Source organism: Streptantibioticus silvisoli, assembly GCF_027947535.2.
In the GTDB taxonomy this organism is placed as follows: Bacteria; Actinomycetota; Actinomycetes; order Streptomycetales; family Streptomycetaceae; genus Streptantibioticus_C; species Streptantibioticus_C silvisoli.
Genome location: NZ_JAAGKO020000023.1, coordinates 32,883 through 49,082, shown reverse-complemented (window position 1 = coordinate 49,082; position 16,200 = coordinate 32,883). Strand labels below are relative to the sequence as shown.

Annotated in this window: 18 protein-coding genes; 13 read left to right on the top strand and 5 right to left on the bottom strand. The window is 74.6% G+C overall.

The genetic code is table 11. The features are described from left to right. Positions 1–169 precede the first annotated feature (169 nt). From POF43_RS16970 to POF43_RS16960, 3 genes are all read left to right on the top strand, one after another. Entirely contained in the window at positions 170–1,591 is a 1,422-nt protein-coding gene (locus tag POF43_RS16970; protein WP_282704620.1) for a carotenoid oxygenase family protein, read from the top strand. A gap of 130 nt (positions 1,592–1,721) precedes the next feature. Continuing rightward, positions 1,722–3,431 (top strand): NAD-dependent malic enzyme, encoded by a 1,710-nt coding sequence (locus POF43_RS16965; RefSeq protein WP_282704619.1) that lies wholly within the window; start codon positions 1,722–1,724, stop codon positions 3,429–3,431. Positions 3,432–3,593: 162 nt separating this feature from the next. Next, entirely contained in the window at positions 3,594–4,139 is a 546-nt protein-coding gene (locus tag POF43_RS16960) for an Lrp/AsnC family transcriptional regulator (protein WP_271313620.1), read from the top strand. 66 nt (positions 4,140–4,205) lie between these two features. Here POF43_RS16960 and POF43_RS16955 read toward each other — a convergent pair whose 3' ends face one another. Together POF43_RS16955 and POF43_RS16950 are read right to left on the bottom strand one after the other, a co-directional pair. Next, a complete protein-coding gene (locus POF43_RS16955; RefSeq protein ID WP_271313621.1) occupies positions 4,206–5,057 on the bottom strand; it encodes an RNA polymerase sigma factor SigF in 852 nt (283 codons plus the stop codon). Between the two features lie 396 nt (positions 5,058–5,453). Continuing rightward, positions 5,454–5,879: a hypothetical protein gene (locus POF43_RS16950; RefSeq protein ID WP_271322719.1), complete on the bottom strand. Its 426-nt coding sequence runs from the start codon at positions 5,877–5,879 to the stop codon at positions 5,454–5,456. 215 nt (positions 5,880–6,094) lie between these two features. On the opposite strand from POF43_RS16950, the gene POF43_RS16945 reads away from it, so the two are divergent. The 3 genes from POF43_RS16945 to POF43_RS16935 all read left to right on the top strand — a co-directional run bounded on the left by POF43_RS16945 (position 6,095) and on the right by POF43_RS16935 (position 7,334). Beyond that, the gene (locus POF43_RS16945) at positions 6,095–6,268 is read left to right on the top strand and encodes a CsbD family protein (protein ID WP_271313623.1); all 174 of its coding nucleotides are present in this window, start codon (positions 6,095–6,097) and stop codon (positions 6,266–6,268) included. A 195-nt stretch (positions 6,269–6,463) separates the two neighbouring features. Continuing rightward, on the top strand, positions 6,464–7,120 hold the full coding sequence (locus POF43_RS16940) for a HemK2/MTQ2 family protein methyltransferase (protein ID WP_372516047.1): 657 nt from the start codon (positions 6,464–6,466) through the stop codon (positions 7,118–7,120). Positions 7,121–7,163: 43 nt separating this feature from the next. After that, positions 7,164–7,334, top strand: a complete 171-nt coding sequence (locus POF43_RS16935; protein ID WP_271313641.1) for a CDGSH iron-sulfur domain-containing protein — start codon at positions 7,164–7,166, stop codon at positions 7,332–7,334. 150 nt (positions 7,335–7,484) lie between these two features. Here the strand turns inward: POF43_RS16935 and POF43_RS16930 are convergent, their stop codons facing one another. Continuing rightward, a complete protein-coding gene (locus POF43_RS16930; protein ID WP_271322720.1) occupies positions 7,485–8,462 on the bottom strand; it encodes an iron-containing redox enzyme family protein in 978 nt (325 codons plus the stop codon). Positions 8,463–8,671: 209 nt separating this feature from the next. Between POF43_RS16930 and POF43_RS16925 the strand changes: the two genes are divergently transcribed. Continuing rightward, positions 8,672–9,649 carry a YihY/virulence factor BrkB family protein gene (locus POF43_RS16925; protein WP_271322721.1) on the top strand — a complete coding sequence of 326 codons (978 nt, stop codon included), beginning with the start codon at positions 8,672–8,674 and terminating at the stop codon, positions 9,647–9,649. 160 nt (positions 9,650–9,809) lie between these two features. Here the strand turns inward: POF43_RS16925 and POF43_RS16920 are convergent, their stop codons facing one another. Together POF43_RS16920 and POF43_RS16915 are read right to left on the bottom strand one after the other, a co-directional pair. Further along, positions 9,810–11,411, bottom strand: a complete 1,602-nt coding sequence (locus POF43_RS16920; RefSeq protein WP_271322722.1) for a CYTH and CHAD domain-containing protein — start codon at positions 11,409–11,411, stop codon at positions 9,810–9,812. A 44-nt stretch (positions 11,412–11,455) separates the two neighbouring features. Then, positions 11,456–12,238 carry a DUF4097 family beta strand repeat-containing protein gene (locus tag POF43_RS16915; RefSeq protein WP_271322723.1) on the bottom strand — a complete coding sequence of 261 codons (783 nt, stop codon included), beginning with the start codon at positions 12,236–12,238 and terminating at the stop codon, positions 11,456–11,458. Between the two features lie 184 nt (positions 12,239–12,422). Between POF43_RS16915 and POF43_RS16910 the strand changes: the two genes are divergently transcribed. The 6 genes from POF43_RS16910 to POF43_RS16885 all read left to right on the top strand — a co-directional run bounded on the left by POF43_RS16910 (position 12,423) and on the right by POF43_RS16885 (position 16,196). After that, complete coding sequence (locus POF43_RS16910; RefSeq protein ID WP_271322724.1) at positions 12,423–12,716, top strand: gas vesicle protein GvpO; 294 nt, start codon at positions 12,423–12,425, stop codon at positions 12,714–12,716. Positions 12,717–12,772: 56 nt separating this feature from the next. Next, entirely contained in the window at positions 12,773–13,231 is a 459-nt protein-coding gene (locus POF43_RS16905) for a gas vesicle structural protein GvpA (protein ID WP_271313629.1), read from the top strand. A gap of 3 nt (positions 13,232–13,234) precedes the next feature. Then, positions 13,235–13,948 carry a GvpL/GvpF family gas vesicle protein gene (locus POF43_RS16900; RefSeq protein WP_271322725.1) on the top strand — a complete coding sequence of 238 codons (714 nt, stop codon included), beginning with the start codon at positions 13,235–13,237 and terminating at the stop codon, positions 13,946–13,948. Positions 13,949–13,995: 47 nt separating this feature from the next. After that, complete coding sequence (locus tag POF43_RS16895) at positions 13,996–14,253, top strand: gas vesicle protein GvpG (protein ID WP_271313631.1); 258 nt, start codon at positions 13,996–13,998, stop codon at positions 14,251–14,253. Positions 14,254–14,353: 100 nt separating this feature from the next. Next, positions 14,354–14,977, top strand: a complete 624-nt coding sequence (locus tag POF43_RS16890) for a hypothetical protein (protein WP_271322726.1) — start codon at positions 14,354–14,356, stop codon at positions 14,975–14,977. Next, positions 14,970–16,196 (top strand): SRPBCC family protein, encoded by a 1,227-nt coding sequence (locus POF43_RS16885; RefSeq protein WP_271313633.1) that lies wholly within the window; start codon positions 14,970–14,972, stop codon positions 16,194–16,196. Before POF43_RS16890 ends, POF43_RS16885 begins: the two co-directional genes overlap by 8 nt. The last annotated feature ends 4 nt before the right edge of the window (positions 16,197–16,200 follow it).

The window sequence follows — 16,200 nt, the reverse complement described above, 5'->3', positions numbered from 1 at the left end:
ACACCTCCGAGCGGCGCGTTGAAGGACCACGCGCCCCCGCCCCCGCCCCGCGCCGCCCTCCGCCGCAGCCCGCTAACGCCCTCGCAGCCCGTGCACGTCCCGCAGCCCGTGCACGCCCCGCGGCCACCCCGCCCCCCGACGGACCGCCCGCCGACCCGAGGAGCACCGCATGACCACCGCACCGCAGCCCCCGCGGACGCCGCCGGCCCCGCAGCCCCCGCACCCCCAGCAGCCGCAGCCGCAGCCGGCCCGGCGGGCGCCCAGCCTGACCGGGCACCTGGCCCCCGTGCCCGACGAGATCGACGGCACCCGGCTCGCCGTCACCGGCACGCTGCCCCCGGAGCTCACCGGCCGCTACCTGCGCAACGGCCCCAACCCGCGTCCGGGCGAGGACGTCCCGCACTGGTTCACCGGGCCCGGCATGCTGCACGGCGTCCGGCTGCGGGACGGCCGCGCCGAGTGGTACCGCAACCGCTGGGTGCGCACCCGCGCGCTGGAGGGCGTGCCGTACCTCGATCCCGCAGGCCGCCCCGACCGTTCGGCGGTCAGCGCCAACACCCACGTCATCGGGCACGCCGACAAGGTGTTCGCGCTGGTCGAGAACGGTTTCCCCTACGAGGTGACGCCCGATCTCGAAACCGTCGGCCCGTGCGACTTCGGCGGCCGGCTGACCACGTCGATGACCGCGCACCCCAAGACCGACCCGGCCACCGGCGAGCTGCTCTTCTTCGGCTACGGCGCCGTGCCGCCGTACCTGACCTACCACCGGCTGTCCGCGGCCGGCGACCTCGTCGAGAGCCGCCAGGTCGAGGTGCCGGGCGGCACGATGACGCACGACTTCGCCATCACCGGGACCTACGCGGTCTGGCTCGACCTGCCGGTGGTCGTCGACCTCGCGCTGCTCGGGCGCGGCATGCCGTACCGCTGGGACGACGGCTACGGCGCCCGGATCGGCCTGATGCGCCGCGACGACCCGCACGCCGCGGTGCGCTGGTTCCCCGTCGACCCCTGCTACGTCTTCCACGTCGGCAACGCCCACGAGGACGCCGCCGGCCGCGTGGTGCTCGACGCGGTCCGCTACACGCCGGAGGTCTTCAACCACTTCTGGGGCGGCATCGGCGGCTTCGTCCCGGGCGGCTTCGTCCCCGGCGGGTTCGGCGCTGCGCCGGGTTCGACCGTGCTGCACCGCTGGACGCTCGACCCGGTGGCCGGCACCGTCACCGGCGAGCAACTCGACGACCGCGACGTGGAGTTCCCCACCCACGACGACGAACGCACCGGCCTGCCGAGCCGTTTCCGCTACGCCGCCGCCCGCGACGCGGTCGTCAAGTACGACCTGGAGCGCGGCACGTCGGCCGGCTACGCCTGCGGCGAGGGGAACGCGCCCGGAGAGGCGGTCTTCGTCCCGGCCCCCGACGCCGGCCGGGACGAGGACGCCGGCTGGCTGCTGAGCATCGTCTCCGACCGGGCCGGCGCCGGCTCCGACCTGCTGGTGCTGGACGCCCACGACATGTCCCGCGTCGCCACCGTCCACCTGCCCCGGCGCGTCCCGGCCGGCTTCCACGGCAGCTGGGTGCCGGACGCGGACTGACGCGCCCCGCCGGACCGGTGGACGAATGCTACCTTTCGCGACATCGCGCGCCGCGCCCCCGGCGGTACCGTGCCCGGCGCGACGCCCACCGGCCCGCGCCGGGGGCGCCCGACGTCCGAAGGAGTCCCCAATGGCCGGCGAGACCACCCGGTGGAACGCGACCGCGCGGCGCTGGGAGACCACCGCCCGCGGTCGCGCCGTCCTCGCCGACCCCCGGCTCAACCGCGGCACCGCCTTCACCGCGGCCGAGCGCCGCGCCCTGGGGCTGACCGGACTGCTGCCCGGCGCCACCCTGCCGCTGGAACGCCAAGTGGTGCGCGCCTACGCCCAGTTCAGCGCCCAGCCGGGCGACCTGGCCAAGAACGTCAACCTCACCGCCCTGCGCGACCGCAACGAGGTGCTCTTCCACCGCCTGGTCGGCGACCACCTCGCGGAGACGCTGCCGATCGTCTACACGCCCACCGTCGGCGTCGCCATCCAGCGCTACAGCAACGAGTACCGGCGCCCGGCCGGGGTCTACCTGTCCGTCGACGCGCCCGAGGACGTGGAGGACGCGCTGCGGGCCGGCGCGCCGGGCGCCGGCGAGGTCGACCTGGTGGTGGCCACCGACGGCGAGGCGATCCTCGGCATCGGCGACTGGGGGGTCGGCGGCATCGACATCGCGGTCGGCAAGCTCGCCGTCTACACCGCCGCGGCCGGCCTCGATCCGGCCCGGGTGCTGCCCGTCATGCTCGACACCGGCACCAACCGCCGCGAACTCCTCGACGACCCGCTCTACCTCGGCAACCGCCACCCGCGCGCCGCCCGCGCGGCCTACGACGCCTTCATCGACACCTACGTCACCACCGCCAGCCGGCTCTTCCCCCGCGCCCTGCTGCACTGGGAGGACCTCGGCGCCGACAACGCCCGCCGGGTGCTGGAGCGTTACCGCGACCGGGTGCTGACGTTCAACGACGACATCCAGGGCACCGGCGCGGTCAACCTGGCCGCCGTACTGGCCGGCGCCCGGGCCACCGGCATCCCGCTGCGCGAGCACCGCGTCGTGGTCCTGGGCGCCGGCAGCGCCGGGGTGGGCATCGCCGACCAGCTGCGCGACGCGATGATCGCCGACGGGCTCGCGGCGGGCGAGGCGACCCGGCGCTGCTGGTGCGTCGACCGGCACGGCCTGCTCACCGACGACCAGCCGGACCTGCGCGACGTCCAGGTCCGCTACGCCCGCCCGGCCGCCGAGACCGCCGACTGGGCCCGTGACCCCGGCCCGGGCGGCGCCGGTCTCGCCGAAGTGGTGCGCCGGGTCCGGCCCCACGTGCTGATCGGCACCTCCGGCCAGGGCGGCGCGTTCACCGAGGAGGTCGTGCGGGCCATGGCGCGGGGGGTGGAGCGGCCGGTGATCCTGCCGATGTCCAACCCGACGCCGCTGGCCGAGGCCGTCCCCGCCGACCTGCTGGCCTGGACCGGCGGCCGGGCGCTGGTGGCCACCGGCAGCCCCTTCCCGCCGGTCGCCCACGACGGCGTCAGCCACCGCATCGGCCAGGCCAACAACGCGCTGGTCTTCCCCGGCCTCGGGCTCGGTGTGGTCGTCGGCGGCGCCACCCGGGTCACCGACTCCATGCTGGTCGCCGCCGCGCACGCGGTGGCCGCCGGGACCGACGCCCGGCTGCCCGGCGAACCCCTGCTCCCGCCGGTCGAACGGCTGCGGGACACCTCCGCCGCCGTCGCGGTGGCCGTGGCCCGCGCCGCCGCCGACGCCGGGGTCGCCGAGCCGGTCGGCGACGACATCGAGGACCGCGTGCGCGCCGCGATGTGGCAGCCGGTCTACGCCCCGATCGCGGCGGTCTGACACCCGGCCGGTCCGCTCGGGGCCGGGGCCGTGCCGTGACCGCCGCAACGACGTTCGGCGATCACGGCCGTACGGCGAACGACATGGTGCCGCACCGGGATAGGTAGGCTGGAAGCCTTGCCATCGGGCGATATGGCGAACTTCATTCGGTGGAGGGGCGGCATGGCCGATCTCGACGAACTGGACAGGGCGCTCCTGCGGGAGCTCCAGCGCGACGCGCGGCGCACCAACCGGGAACTGGCCGCGCTGACCGGTGTCTCGCCCTCCACCTCGCTGGAACGGGTCCGGGCGCTGCGCGAACGCGGGCTGATCCGCGGCTACCAGGTCGACCTCGACCTCGCCAGGATCGGCCGCCCGGTCCAGGCGCTCATCGCGGTCCGCGTCCGCCCGCCGTCCCGCGCCCGGATCGAGGCGTTCCGCGAATGGGCCACCGACCTGCCCGAAACCGTCGGCGTCTTCGTGGTCACCGGTGCCGAGGACTTCCTCATCCACGTCGCCGTCCCCGACAACGAGAGCCTGTACGCCTTCGTCATCGACCGCCTCACCCAGCGGCCCGAGGTCGTCGACGTGCGTACCAGCGTCGTCTACGAGCACATCCGCAGCCCGGTCGTCGAGCCGGCCGGCGCCCCGCAGACCGGCCCGCGCCGGGCCCACCGGCCGGACGCCGACCGGCCCGCGCGGTCCCCGGCCGGCCCCGACCGCGGCTGAACGGGCGCCCGTCGAACGACGAAGCCGCCGGGCGCCCGTGGGCACCCGGCGGCTCGTGGCGGAGTCCTACGCGTCGGCCAGCAGCTGGCGGCGCAGCCGGGCGAGGGTGCGGGTCAGGATGCGCGAGACGTGCATCTGGGAGACGCCCAGCTCGGCGCCGATCGCCGACTGCGTCATGTCGGCGCCGAACCGCATGGACAGGATGGCCCGTTCGCGTTCCGGCAGCCCGGCGATCAGCGGGGCGAGCGCCGTCACGTTCTCCACGCTCTCCAGCGCCGGGTCGGTGAAGCCCAGCCGGTGCGTCCAGGACGGGCCCTCATCGTCGTCGTCCCCACCGATCTGGGCGTCGATGGAGCCGGCGGTGTGGGCGTTGGCGGCGACCTGGGCCTCGATCACCTCCTCCTCCGGGACCTCCAGGCGCGCGGAGAGTTCGGCGACGGTCGGGGCGCGGTCCAGCTCGGCGGCGAGCGCCTCGGTGGTCTTCGCCAGGTCGATGCGCAGCTCCTGAAGGCGGCGCGGCACGTGGACCGCCCAGGAGGTGTCGCGGAAGAACCGCTTCATCTCGCCCAGGATCGTCGGCATGGCGAAGGTGACGAACTCGGTGCCGTAGTCCGGGTCGTAGCGGTCGACCGCCTTGATCAGGCCGATCGTGCCGACCTGGAGGATGTCCTCCATCTGGTCGGCGTGGTTGCTGAAGCGCTTCGCCGCGTACCGCACCAGCGTGGTGTTCAGCTCGATGAGGGTCGAGCGCACGTACTGGTACTCCTCGGTGCCCTCCTCCAGCGTCGCGAGTCTGCGGAACAGCGTCCGCGACATGTCGCGCACATCGGAGACGGACGCGGTACGACCGGTCGGCGCGTCGCCCGCCGCCTGGCGGACGACCCCGGTGACCGCGTGGTCAGTGAGCTGAAGGGACATGCTTCCTCCCGAGGGGCCCGCCGTGAGTGGCTTTCCGGGTATACCCGCCTGACCGGCCTCAAACATCATTGTCCGGCGCGGCCCCCCGCGACGCCACCCCCAGGCCGGATTCCGGCCCCCGCGGGCTCGCGCGCCGGGTGCCGCACGGGCCCCTTCCGGTGCGGTACGCATACGTCTCGGCGCTGTACGCATCCGTCTCCGCCGCCCCCGCACTCGTGCCCGGTGCCGTGCGGACGCCGCCGGTGCCGTACAAAGGCCCTCCGCACTCGCCCCGGCGCCGTGCGGACGCCGGGGGCGCCGCATGGATCGGGGCGGGCGGGACGGCCGGCACCGCGCGGAATTCACCGCCCGGCCCCCCGGCGTCCGGCACCGCGTTTCCGGGTAATCGCCGGAGATTCAGCGTCCCGCCGTGTGGTCGGAATGGCCGTGGGTGCGCCGGGCCGCCTTCATCCGTGCCTCGTGGGAATGCCGTGCGCCGTCCGCGAGCTGTTCGCGCACCTCGCGTTCCGCCCGCACGAACGGCTCCCAATACGTGTCGTCGTACTCCTCGACCAGTTGGAACGTCCAGTGGTCCGGGACGACGTTGCGCCCCACCAGCTCGTGCTCCAGCCGGTCCGCCACCGCGCCGTGCCCGGCGGCGCGCAGCAGTTCGACGGACCGGCCGAGCTGGAGGTCCGCACTGCCGGTGAGCTGGTGGAACGTGTACAGCTGGCCGCGGGCGCGATGCGTGGTCTCCAGTGCCTCCGACAACGCGCCCAGCGCCTCCACCGTGGCGTCGTCGAGGTCGGGCCCGCGGTGGTCCCCGCTGTCGTGCGCGTTCATCGGCCGCTCCCGTTCCCGTGCCGCCCCGGGCCGGCGCGGCCGGTTTCTCTCCGGCGCGCTTTCCCGCGGTGCGATATTCCGTTCACGTGTTCCCGGCATCCGTTGTCCCACGCGCGGAAACGGATTCCGTTTGCCCGCGCCGAAGCCGGGCAGCCGAACCTCGACGGAGAATCCGTGACAGCACGGAACAACATTTCCGGGAAAGAGGTACGGTCATGAGCGGCGAGCAGAAGGCGAAGGCAGCGGCCGAGCAGGCCAAGGGCCGGGTCAAGGAGGCCGCCGGACGTCTGACCGACGACGAGGAGCTGGCCACCGAGGGCCGCACCGACCAGGCCAAGGGCGACCTGCGCTCCGCGAAGGAGAAGGCCAAGGACGCCTTCAAGGACTGACGTCCGCACGGCTTTCCACCCGCCTCACGGATGCCGGGGTCACCGCACGGTGGCCCCGGCATTCTGGTGCGCCCGGGCCCCCGGGCTGCGGAAACGGCGGAACGCGGGCAGTGTGGAGATACGGGCGCCCCTGCGGCAACCGCCGCCGGGCGCCCGTCAGCCGCTCCACCGCCCCCGAGACGCAAGAGGGTCCGCGTGAGCATCTCACTCCTCAAGCCGCCCGGCGTCTACGCGCCGCAGCACGACACCTACCTGCTGGGGGAGGCCCTGCTGGCGGAGGACGTGACCGGAGCCCTGGTGCTGGACGTCGGCGCCGGCACCGGTGCCCTCGCGCTGACTGCCGCCCGGCGCGGCGCCGCCCGGGTCGTCGCGGTGGACCTCTCACGGCGCGCGGTGTGGGCGACCCGGCTCAACGCGCTGGCGGCCGGCCTGCCGGTGCGCGCCTGCCGCGGCGACCTGCTTGCCCCGGTCCGCGGCCACCGCTTCGACCTGGTGCTCGCCAACCCGCCCTACGTCCCGGCCCCCGCGGCCGGCGCGCCCCGCGGCGCCGCCCGCGCCTGGGACGCCGGCCGCGACGGCCGCGCGGTGCTGGACCGGCTGTGCGCCGGCGTGCCGTCGATGCTGCTGCCGGGCGGGGTCGTGCTCGTCGTCCACTCGGAACTGGGCGATCCCGACCGGACGGTGCGCCTGCTGGCGGCGGCCGGACTGCGGGCCGGGGTCTCGCGGCGCCGGGCGGTGCCGTTCGGTCCCGTGGTCCGCGAACGCGCCGCCTGGCTGCGCTCGCGGGGCCTGATCCGGCCGGGGCAGGACAGCGAGGAGCTGGTGGTGATCCGTGCCGAACGCGACGCCTGACGGCCACCGCGACGAACGCCGCGGGCCCGCCCGCCGGGTCTTCATGGAGCCGGGCGGCCCGGTGGTCGTGGAGGGACCGGTGGAGGTGGTGGCCGCCGACGGCACGACGGTGCGGTCCGACCGGCCGATGGTGGCGTTGTGCGCGTGCCGCCGCAGCCGCCGCTACCCGTTCTGCGACACCAGCCACCGCCGCCGTCCCCCGCGCGACCGGTGAGCATCAGCCACCGGTGCCGGCCCTCCGCACGACCGGTGAACGCCCGCTGGCGTCGCCCCCCGCATGCGACCGGTGAGCCGGCGCCGGGACCACCGGCCGTCCGGAGCGCAGCGGTACGCGGACCGTACGCCACGTGAGCCGGCGCTCGCGTCACAGCGGGACGCGGACCGCGGAGTGGCCGGTGCGCCAGGCGGACATCAGGTGGTCGCCGAGCCGGTCCTCCAGCCAGACGGTGGCGTCCAGCCCGAGGACGACGTCCGGTTCCAGGCCGGGTTCCTGCTCCAGCAGTCCGCCGATGACCTCGTGCCGTACGAGCTGCTCGTGCACCGCGTCGGCCTCGACGTGCTCGGTGTAGAAGCCCACCGCGGCCGGTCCCGCGCCGGTGCGCTCCATGGCCTGGGCCAGCCGCCGGGAGCCGGGGGAGGAGGCGATCTCCACCGCGGCGAAGTGGCCGACGAGGCCGCCGCGCAGCCCGCGGTGCAGCCCCAGCAGCGACATCAGGTTGACGGTGGCCAGCACGTCCGCGGTGCCGGACTCCAGGTACCGCCCGTAGTGGGCGTCGAGCCCGAGGTCGGTCATCAGCTCGGCGAACAGCTGTGAATGCGCCCGGTCGGCGTGGCCGGCGCCGAACTCGTCGTACTCCACCGCCACCATGCCCGCCTTGGCCCGGCCGGTCAGCCGGGGCAGCACCCAGGCGTGCGGATCGGCCTCCTTCAGGTGGTACAGCGAGCGCAGTGCGGCGTACTCGCGCAGCTGCCAGTGCTCGCCCTCGTCGCGCAGGTACGCGGAGACGCCGGTGCCGCCGGCCGGTTCGACGAGCAGCTCGGCCAGCGCCGAGGCCACGTCCGGGTGGCGGGGCACGTCACGGCGCAGCGCGGCGAGGAAGCGGCGTTCCAGCGCGGCCCGCGCGTCGAGCAGCCGCGGGTCCCACTCCCAGTCGTCGGCCACCCGGTCGATGCCGCGGTAGTGCAGCTCGTAGCACAGGTACAGCGCCAGCTGGAGGTCCTCACCGTAGGGGTCGGCGCGCCCGGCGGGGCCCATGGGCACCGCCCGCCGGCCGCCCGGCCGGTCGGCGAGCGCGCTGGTCAGCGCCTGCGACAGCGGCCCGCGGGCCTGCGGCATCCTCATCGGCACTTCCTCCGCTCGTCGTGCGCCCGTCGTACGGATCGCGTTCCGCGCGGGTACCGCCTCGCACGGACCGCGCCCCGCGGGGATGCCGCGTCGGGCGGATCCCCGGCCTGCCGCCCGGGTACCCGGGCCGGTGTCCGCCAACCGGCCGCCGCCCGACTGGCGCGCGGGGCCGGTACCGGTTGCGATGGACCGGGAGGTGATGCCCGGTGACCGCACCGCACGACGACGACCCCGAGCGGACCCCGGGGCCGGGACCGCAGGAGGAACTGTCGGTGCGCAGCCCGGCGGGACTGCCGGCCCGCAGCCTGAAGCCGGTGGTCAAACGCACGCTGTCGGAGTTCAAGCAGGACGAACTCACCGACCGGGCGGCCGCACTGACCTACTACGGCGTGCTGGCGGTCTTCCCCGCGCTGCTGGCCCTGGTCTCCGTGCTGGGGCTGCTGGGCCGCGGCGCCATCAAGCCGCTCGTCGACAACCTCGGCTCGCTCGCCCCCGGCGCGGTGCGCGACCTGCTGGTCAGCATGCTGGACCAGCTGGAACGCAACCGCGGCGCGGCGGGCTTCACCCTCGCCGTGGGCATCGTGCTGGCCCTGTGGTCCGCCTCCGGCTACGTGGCCGCCTTCATGCGCTCGGCCAACGTGGTCTACGACATCGGTGAGGGCCGCCCGGTGTGGAAGACGCTGCCGGTGCGGTTCGGCATCACCGCGGTCGTGGTGGTGGTGCTGGCGCTCATCGCGATCGGCGTGGTCTTCACCGGCACCCTGGCCCGCCGCGCCGGCCAGGTCCTGGGCATCGGCGACACCGGACTGACCGTCTGGAACTACGCCAAGTGGCCGGTGATCCTGGTGCTGATCGCCCTGGTCATCGGCCTGCTGTACTGGGCGGCGCCCAACGTCCGGCGCGGTTTTTCCTGGGTGACGCCCGGCGGCCTGCTGGCGGTGTTCATCTGGCTGATCGCCTCCGCGCTGTTCGGCCTGTACGTGGCGAACTTCAGTAGTTACGACAAGACGTACGGCAGCTTCGCGGCGATCATCATCTTTCTCGTCTGGCTGTGGATCTCCAACATCGCGATCCTGCTCGGCCTGGAGTTCAACGCCGAACTGGAACGTGAACGCGCCATCCACGACGGCCACCGCCCCGACGACGAGCCCTACGCGGAACCCCGCGACACCCGCAAGCTGTAGGACCGGCGCTCGGCCGGGGCCGCGGCCACGCGGACGGCGGCCCCGGGGGACCCGGTCGGCGGAACGCCGCTCAGCGGAACCGGGTCAGCCGCTTCCAGCCTCAGCGGAACCGGGTCAGCCCCTTGCGGCCTCAGCGCAACCGGGTCAGCCCCTTCCGGCCTCAGCGGAACCGGGTCAGCCCCTTGCGGCCCGCCCTCGCGCGCAGCGCCGGCAGGTCGTGCTCGGACCGGTCGGCCGCGGCACGGTGCCGGGCGTACAGCACGCCGTGGACGAAGGTGTCGCGTCCGGCGGCGTGGTCGCGTTCGGCCAGGGCGGGCAGCGTGCGAGCGGTGACCACGGCGTCCTGGTGCTCGCCCAGCGCCTGCTGCACCGCCTTCGCGCGCTTCGCCAGCCGTCGGGCCGGGCCGCCCACCACCGGCCGCGCGGTCTCCGCCGCGTACCGCAGCCGTTTCGCCGCCTTGCGGGCGGAGTGCAGCGCCCGGTCGCGTTCCGGCCCCGGGCCGGTCGCCAGCGCCCTGCCGCTGCGCCGGTCCGCCGCGCGCTGCGCCTTGCGCGCCGCGCTGCGCAGTTCGCGCCGCGCGTCACGGTCCGCCTTCGGATCCAGCGGCGGCGCGGCGAGGAAGACGTCGAGCGCGTCGAGCAGCGCGTAGTACCGGGCGCCGTCCAGCTCCCGGCACACCCGCCGCCACGCCTGCCGGTACGCGGCCGCCTCGCCGGCGGCCACCGCACCGGCAGGACCGGCCAGCGCCGGCCCGATCCGGTCGCCGTCGCGCAGTGCGGCGGCGTCGGCCGCCAGCCGCTCCGCCAGCACCTCGTGGTCGCGGGCCTCACCCAGCACCCGGCCCAGCCGGCCCAGCTCCCCGGCCAGCGGGCGGGTGCTCCCCGGCAGGAACAGCCGCCGGTAGGTCTTCAGCGCCGACCGCAGCCGCCGGACCGTCATCCGCATCCGGTGCACCGCGTCCGGTTCGCCGCCGCGTACCGCCGCGTCGGCCGCCAGCAGCTCGGCGGTCTGCGAGCGCAGCCGGGCCAGTACCGCGTCGCCCGCCGTGCCGGACGGCGGTGCGGCCGGGGCGCGCGGGGCCAGGTCGGCGGCGGCCAGCGCGTGTCCGAGCCCGGTGGCGACCGCCGGCCGCAGCCCGGCCTCGCGCAGGCGGTGCCCGGCGGCGGTCAGCAGTTTGCCGCCGCCGTGCTTCAGCTCGATCCCCACCTGCGACCACGCGGTCAGCGTGGTCCCGGTGCCGGCGTCCCGGCCGCCGGAACGCGGCGTGCGCGACGGGCCGGCCCCGGCGGGCGGGGCGGTGCGGCCGGTGCCGAGGACCTGCGCGGAGACGTCGTCGCGGACGACCTCGGCGAGCACCCGGTCGCGCTTGTCGAGCAGCGACCGCCGCTCACGGTGGGTGCGCAGCCGGGCGACCGGTACGACCTCGCGGCCCCGGGCGCGGGCGGCGAGGTGCCGGGCGATGTCCGGCGGCACCTCGTCGGGGCCGCCGGCCGCCGCGGGCCGCCGGACCTCCTGCCGGGGTCCGCCCCCGCCGGCCGGGAGCGTCAGCCGCCAGCCCGCGTCGTGCCCGCCGGACCGCCGGCGCAGCGTGCAGCCGGACGCCAGCAGGGCCAGGCCGTCGGTGTCGTAGTAGACGGTGTCGAGCTCCTCGGCGGGGACGGCCGTCACCCGCGCCACCCCCGGCAGGCCGCCGAGGTCCGGCACCGGGCCCGTGGCGGCGCCCTCGTACGTCTCTTCCCTTTCCAGGTTCTTGTGTGCCATAACGGACGCCTGCCCAGGGTCGGCGCCGGCCACACCACGCGGTCTCAGGCGGCCCCTGCGGTCACGTCCCCGTTGACCGTGCGCAGCGTCATCGTCCGGGGCGAGCCGGCCGCGGCGGTGGGCAGCGTGACGTCGGTGCGGCCGTTGGTGGTGCGGGCACCGACGGCGTAGCCGGGGCCGCCGGGCGGGACGGTGACGCCGACGGACCCGTTCGTGGTGGTCGCGTCGACCGTGCCGGGGGCGGCGGAGCAGCCGAGCACCACGTCGCCGTTGACCGTGACGGCGCCCAGGTGGGCGGCCCGCAGGCCGGTGGCCCGTACCGAACCGTTGCGCGTGGTCAGCCGCACGGTGGCGTGCGCGCTGCCGGCCTTCTCCACCGTGACGTCGCCGTTGACGGTGGTCAGGTCGAGCGAGCCGGTCAGCCCGGCGGCGTCCACCCCGGCGTTGCGCGCCGAGACGGTGACCGAGGTGCCGGCCGGCACCTCGACGGTGGGGGTGCGCGGGCAGCCGGCGCCGGCCGGCGGGTGCGCGGGGCAGGCCAGGTCGAGCACCCAGGTCGAGCCGTGCCGGGTCCAGCGGGACCGCACCGTGCGGTCGGCGGCCGCCCGCCGCCCGTCGGCCGGGCGCAGCACGACCCCGTTGTCGGTGACGATCACCAGGTGGCCGCCGGACGGCAGGGTGCCGGCGGCCGGCGCGGCGGAGGCGGTGTGGCCGCAGCCGGCCAGCAGCAGGGCGCCCGCCAGGGCGAGCGGCGCGGTCAGCGGGCGGCGCGGCCCGGCCGGCGGGGGAGGGCAGACGGTCCGCGGTTCCGCGGGGGGAGCGTTCATGCCGCACCTGTGCCCGGTCGGCGGCCGGGTAGTGCCTGACGTTTTGTCACAACCGGTCGGCAACAGGTTCGTGGCGCGATGGCGCATACGTTCGGATTGGGAGGGCAGGCGGGCTGTCAGCCGCGAACAGCACGAAAAGGACGCGGTACACCGTCAATCGACCGCACACCCCATGGACGACAGCATGGCGACGAGCACAGACAAGGACGACGACCAGGACGGGCGCGTCACGATGGCTCAGGCCATGCGTGCCGCCACCGGACAGCTCTCCGAACTGCTCCGGTGCGAACCGGGCGCAGTGTCCGCGATGAAGTCTACCGATCACGGGTGGGCCGCGGATGTGGAAATCGTGGAGATCGAGCGCGTCCCCGACACCACCAGCGTGATGGCGTCGTACCGGGTGCAGCTCGACGAACGCGGTGAGATCACCGGCTACGAGCGAGTCCGCCGCTACGCGAGGGGCCAGCTGGACCGCTAGGTCCCCGGTCCCTCAGGACGAGCCCGTCCTGCCCGAGCAGGAAAGGATGAATGAACGTGAGTGTGGTACAGCAGTCAAGCGCCTCCACCACGACCAATGGGGGCGGCGGCAACTCCGGCACCCTCTACGACGTCCTCGAACTGATCCTTGACCGCGGTCTGGTCATCGACGCCTTCGTACGGGTGTCGCTGGTCGGCATCGAGATACTCAAGATCGACGTCCGCGTCGTGGTGGCCAGCGTGGACACCTACCTGCGGTTCGCCGAGGCGTGCAACCGCCTCGACCTCGAATCCGGCCGCAAGGCCCCCAGCCAGCTCACCGACCTGGTCGGCGAGGCCACCGAGAGCGGTGCCAAGGGCAAGTCCAAGGGCGCGCTGTCCGGGGCGGTCGAGGCCATCACCGAATCGCTGCACGGCGACTCGGACGACGACGACGACAAGCAGCCGGAACGCAAGTCCTCCTCGTCCTCCTCGTCGAGCGGCAGCCGGCGCACCACGCGCCGCCGGGAGGAATGACCCATGCCGACCTACCTCTACGCCGTCACCGCCGGCGATCACCCGGCCCGGCTCACCGACGTCACCGGCGTCGGTGACCCGGCCGCCCCGGTCCGCGTCCTGTCCGCCGGACCGCTGAAGGCCGTGGTCGGCGACGCGCCCGACGGCCTGCGCGCCAAGCGCCGCGACCTGCTGGCCCACCAGCGGGTGCTGGACCGCCTGATGGAGGACGGGGCGGTACTGCCGATGCGGTTCGGGCTGATCGGCCCGGACGACGAGCGGGTGCGCGCGGTGGTCGAGGACAACGCCGCCGCCTACACCGAGCGGCTCGGCGAGCTCGGCGACTGCCGGGAGTACAACCTGAAGGTCTCCCGCGACGAGGACGACCTGCTGCGGGAGATCATCGCCACCGTCCCGGAGGCACGCCGGCTCAACGACGTGACCCGCGGCGACCCCGGCGCGCACCGCGAACGGCGTGCCCTCGGCGAGATCGTGGCCCGCGAGGTGCAGTCCCGCCAGGACCTGACCGCGCAGGACATGATCGCCCGCCTCGCGCCGAACGCGGTGCGCCAGGCGCTCGCCGAGCCGACCGGCGAGCACTTCCTGAACGTCTCCTTCCTGGTCGCGCGCGACCAGGTCGCGGCGTTCTCCGAGGCGGTGCACCAGGAGGCGGCCGACCGCGGCGACGCCTACACGCTGAGCCTCAACGGTCCGCTGCCGCCGTACAGCTTCGTGTGAGCGCCGGTGCCGCCGTGCTCCGGCGGCCCGCCAGGGAGGAACAACCCATGGGCCTCATCAGCCAGATCCTCACCCTGCCGCTCGCCCCGGTGCGCGGCACGGTGTGGGCGATCGACCAGGTGGTGCGCACCGCCGAGCGGCAGTACTACGACCCCGAGCCGGTCAAGCGTGAACTCGCCGAACTGGAACGGGCGCTGCTCGACGGACGCATCGACGAGGAGGAGTTCGACCAGCGCGAGGACGACCTCCTGGACCGGCTGGAGTGGCTGGAGTCCCAGCGGCGCCGCCTGGACGGGCAGTGCTGAGGGAGCACGGCGGCCCGCGGGCCGGCGCACCGGGCACCGCGCGACGCACGAACACCACGAGGAGAACCACGAGCACGGGGGAGAACGAGGTGCACGACAGATGATGACCAACGCGAAGGTGGGCGCCGCACTTGTCGGCGGCTACCTGCTGGGCCGCACCAAGAAGGCCAAGCTCGCCATCGGCCTGGGCATGTTCCTGGCCGGCAAGAAACTCGACCTCGATCCTCGGGCGATCAAACGTTTCGTCACCGACTCCCCGCTGATCGGCGCCCTGAACACCCAGGTGCGCGACGAACTGGTCGGCGCCACCAAGGCCGCCGCCTCCCGCGCCCTGACCCAGCGGGTCACCGGCATCGCCGACTCCCTCCAGGAGCGCACCCGCGGCCTGAGCGGCGGCTCCGGTGCGGCGGACGAGGCGGACGAGGCGGAGGAAGCCGCCGAGGACCGCGACGACGACGCCGGTGACGACGCCGCCGACGAGCACGACGAGCCGGCCGACGACAGCGGCGACGAGCCCGCGCCGCGCAAGTCCGCCCGCCGCTCCGCCTCCTCCGGCGCCCGGCGCGGTACCGCCACCCGATCCGGTGGTACCCGCAAGACGGCGGCCTCCGGGACGCGCACGGCGAAGAAGACGGCTTCCGGCGCCAAGACGGCGGCCAAGGGCGGCCGGTCCACGACCCGCAAGGCGACCTCCGGCGCCCGCCGGGGAGGCGACGATGCCTGAGTCCGTACTGCGCACCCTGAAGGACGAGGTGCTCGACAGCCCGGCCGCCGACCGCCTCAAGGAGGAGTTGCGCGAATACGTCGAGGCGCGCGCCCGCAAGGCGGTCACCGGCCTCGGCGACCGGCTCGGCCAGAGCATCAGCGGCCTGGCCGGCTCCGGTTCCGGCGCGCTGGCCGGCAGCGTGGCCAAGGGCGGCCAGGCGCTCGCCGAGGGCAAGTCCCCGGGCAAGGCACTGGCCACGGCCGGCGCCTCCCACCTCAAGGAGACGTTGAAGGACACCGTGAAGGACAAGATCAAGGGTCTGTTCGGCAAGGGCCGCAAGGGTGGCGGCGGCAAGTCCAAGAGCGTCACCATCGTGGAGGACATCGACGTCGGCGTCCCGGTGCGCGAGGCCTATGACCAGTGGACGCAGTTCCAGGAGTTCAGCACCTTCGCCAAGGGCGTCGTCAGCGTCGACAAGTCCGACGACACCACCAGCAACTGGAAGGTCAAGGTCGCCAAGTCCACCCGCAGCTGGACGGCGAACGTCACGGAACAGGTCCCGGACGAACGCATCACCTGGACCACCGAGGGCGCCAAGGGCACCGTCAAGGGCGTCGTCACCTTCCACCGGATCACCGAGGACCTGACCCGGGTGCTGCTCGTCCTGGAGTACTTCCCCAAGGGCCTGTTCGAAAAGACCGGCAACATCTGGCGCGCCCAGGGCCGCCGCGCCCGGCTCGACCTCAAGCTCTACCGCAAGTTCATCATGATGCGCGGTGAGGCCACCGACGGCTGGCGCGGCGAGATCCGCGACGGCGAGGTGGTGGTCGACCACCAGGAGGCGATGGAACGCGAGGAACGCGAGGACGCCGCCGCCGAATCCGGTGACGCCGCCGACGGTGACGACGGCGAGTTCGAGGACCGTGACGACGCCGAGGACGCCGAGGACGCCGAAGACGCCGAGGATGGCGACGACGGTGAATTCGCGGACGAGGACGAGGAGTTCGCGGACGACGGCGAATCCGGTGCCGACGACGAATTCGACGACGACCGGGCCGAGGGGGAAATCCACGAGGACGACGCCCCGCTGGACGACGCCGAGGACGGCGAGGCCGCGCGCGACGACCTGCCGGAGGACGAACTCGCCGAGGACGGCGAGGAGTTCGAGGACGACGAGCCGCAGGAAAAGCCGGCGCCGGCCCGCCGCTCGCGTCGCCGCGCCGCAGCCGCCCGCTGAGCCG

Bases quoted from the DNA above. Each gene is read 5' to 3' on its own strand.
- POF43_RS16970 (WP_282704620.1), top strand. From the start codon at position 170: ATGACCACCGCACCGCAGCCCCCGCGGACGCCGCCGGCCCCGCAGCCC.
- POF43_RS16890 (WP_271322726.1), top strand. From the start codon at position 14,354: ATGATGACCAACGCGAAGGTGGGCGCCGCACTTGTCGGCGGCTACCTG.
- POF43_RS16955 (WP_271313621.1), bottom strand. From the start codon at position 5,057: ATGTCCCTTCAGCTCACTGACCACGCGGTCACCGGGGTCGTCCGCCAG.
- POF43_RS16885 (WP_271313633.1), top strand. From the start codon at position 14,970: ATGCCTGAGTCCGTACTGCGCACCCTGAAGGACGAGGTGCTCGACAGC.
- POF43_RS16915 (WP_271322723.1), bottom strand. From the start codon at position 12,238: ATGAACGCTCCCCCCGCGGAACCGCGGACCGTCTGCCCTCCCCCGCCG.
- POF43_RS16920 (WP_271322722.1), bottom strand. From the start codon at position 11,411: ATGGCACACAAGAACCTGGAAAGGGAAGAGACGTACGAGGGCGCCGCC.
- POF43_RS16965 (WP_282704619.1), top strand. From the start codon at position 1,722: ATGGCCGGCGAGACCACCCGGTGGAACGCGACCGCGCGGCGCTGGGAG.
- POF43_RS16930 (WP_271322720.1), bottom strand. From the start codon at position 8,462: ATGAGGATGCCGCAGGCCCGCGGGCCGCTGTCGCAGGCGCTGACCAGC.
- POF43_RS16960 (WP_271313620.1), top strand. From the start codon at position 3,594: ATGGCCGATCTCGACGAACTGGACAGGGCGCTCCTGCGGGAGCTCCAG.
- POF43_RS16935 (WP_271313641.1), top strand. From the start codon at position 7,164: ATGGAGCCGGGCGGCCCGGTGGTCGTGGAGGGACCGGTGGAGGTGGTG.
- POF43_RS16910 (WP_271322724.1), top strand. From the start codon at position 12,423: ATGGCGACGAGCACAGACAAGGACGACGACCAGGACGGGCGCGTCACG.
- POF43_RS16895 (WP_271313631.1), top strand. From the start codon at position 13,996: ATGGGCCTCATCAGCCAGATCCTCACCCTGCCGCTCGCCCCGGTGCGC.
- POF43_RS16900 (WP_271322725.1), top strand. From the start codon at position 13,235: ATGCCGACCTACCTCTACGCCGTCACCGCCGGCGATCACCCGGCCCGG.
- POF43_RS16950 (WP_271322719.1), bottom strand. From the start codon at position 5,879: ATGAACGCGCACGACAGCGGGGACCACCGCGGGCCCGACCTCGACGAC.
- POF43_RS16945 (WP_271313623.1), top strand. From the start codon at position 6,095: ATGAGCGGCGAGCAGAAGGCGAAGGCAGCGGCCGAGCAGGCCAAGGGC.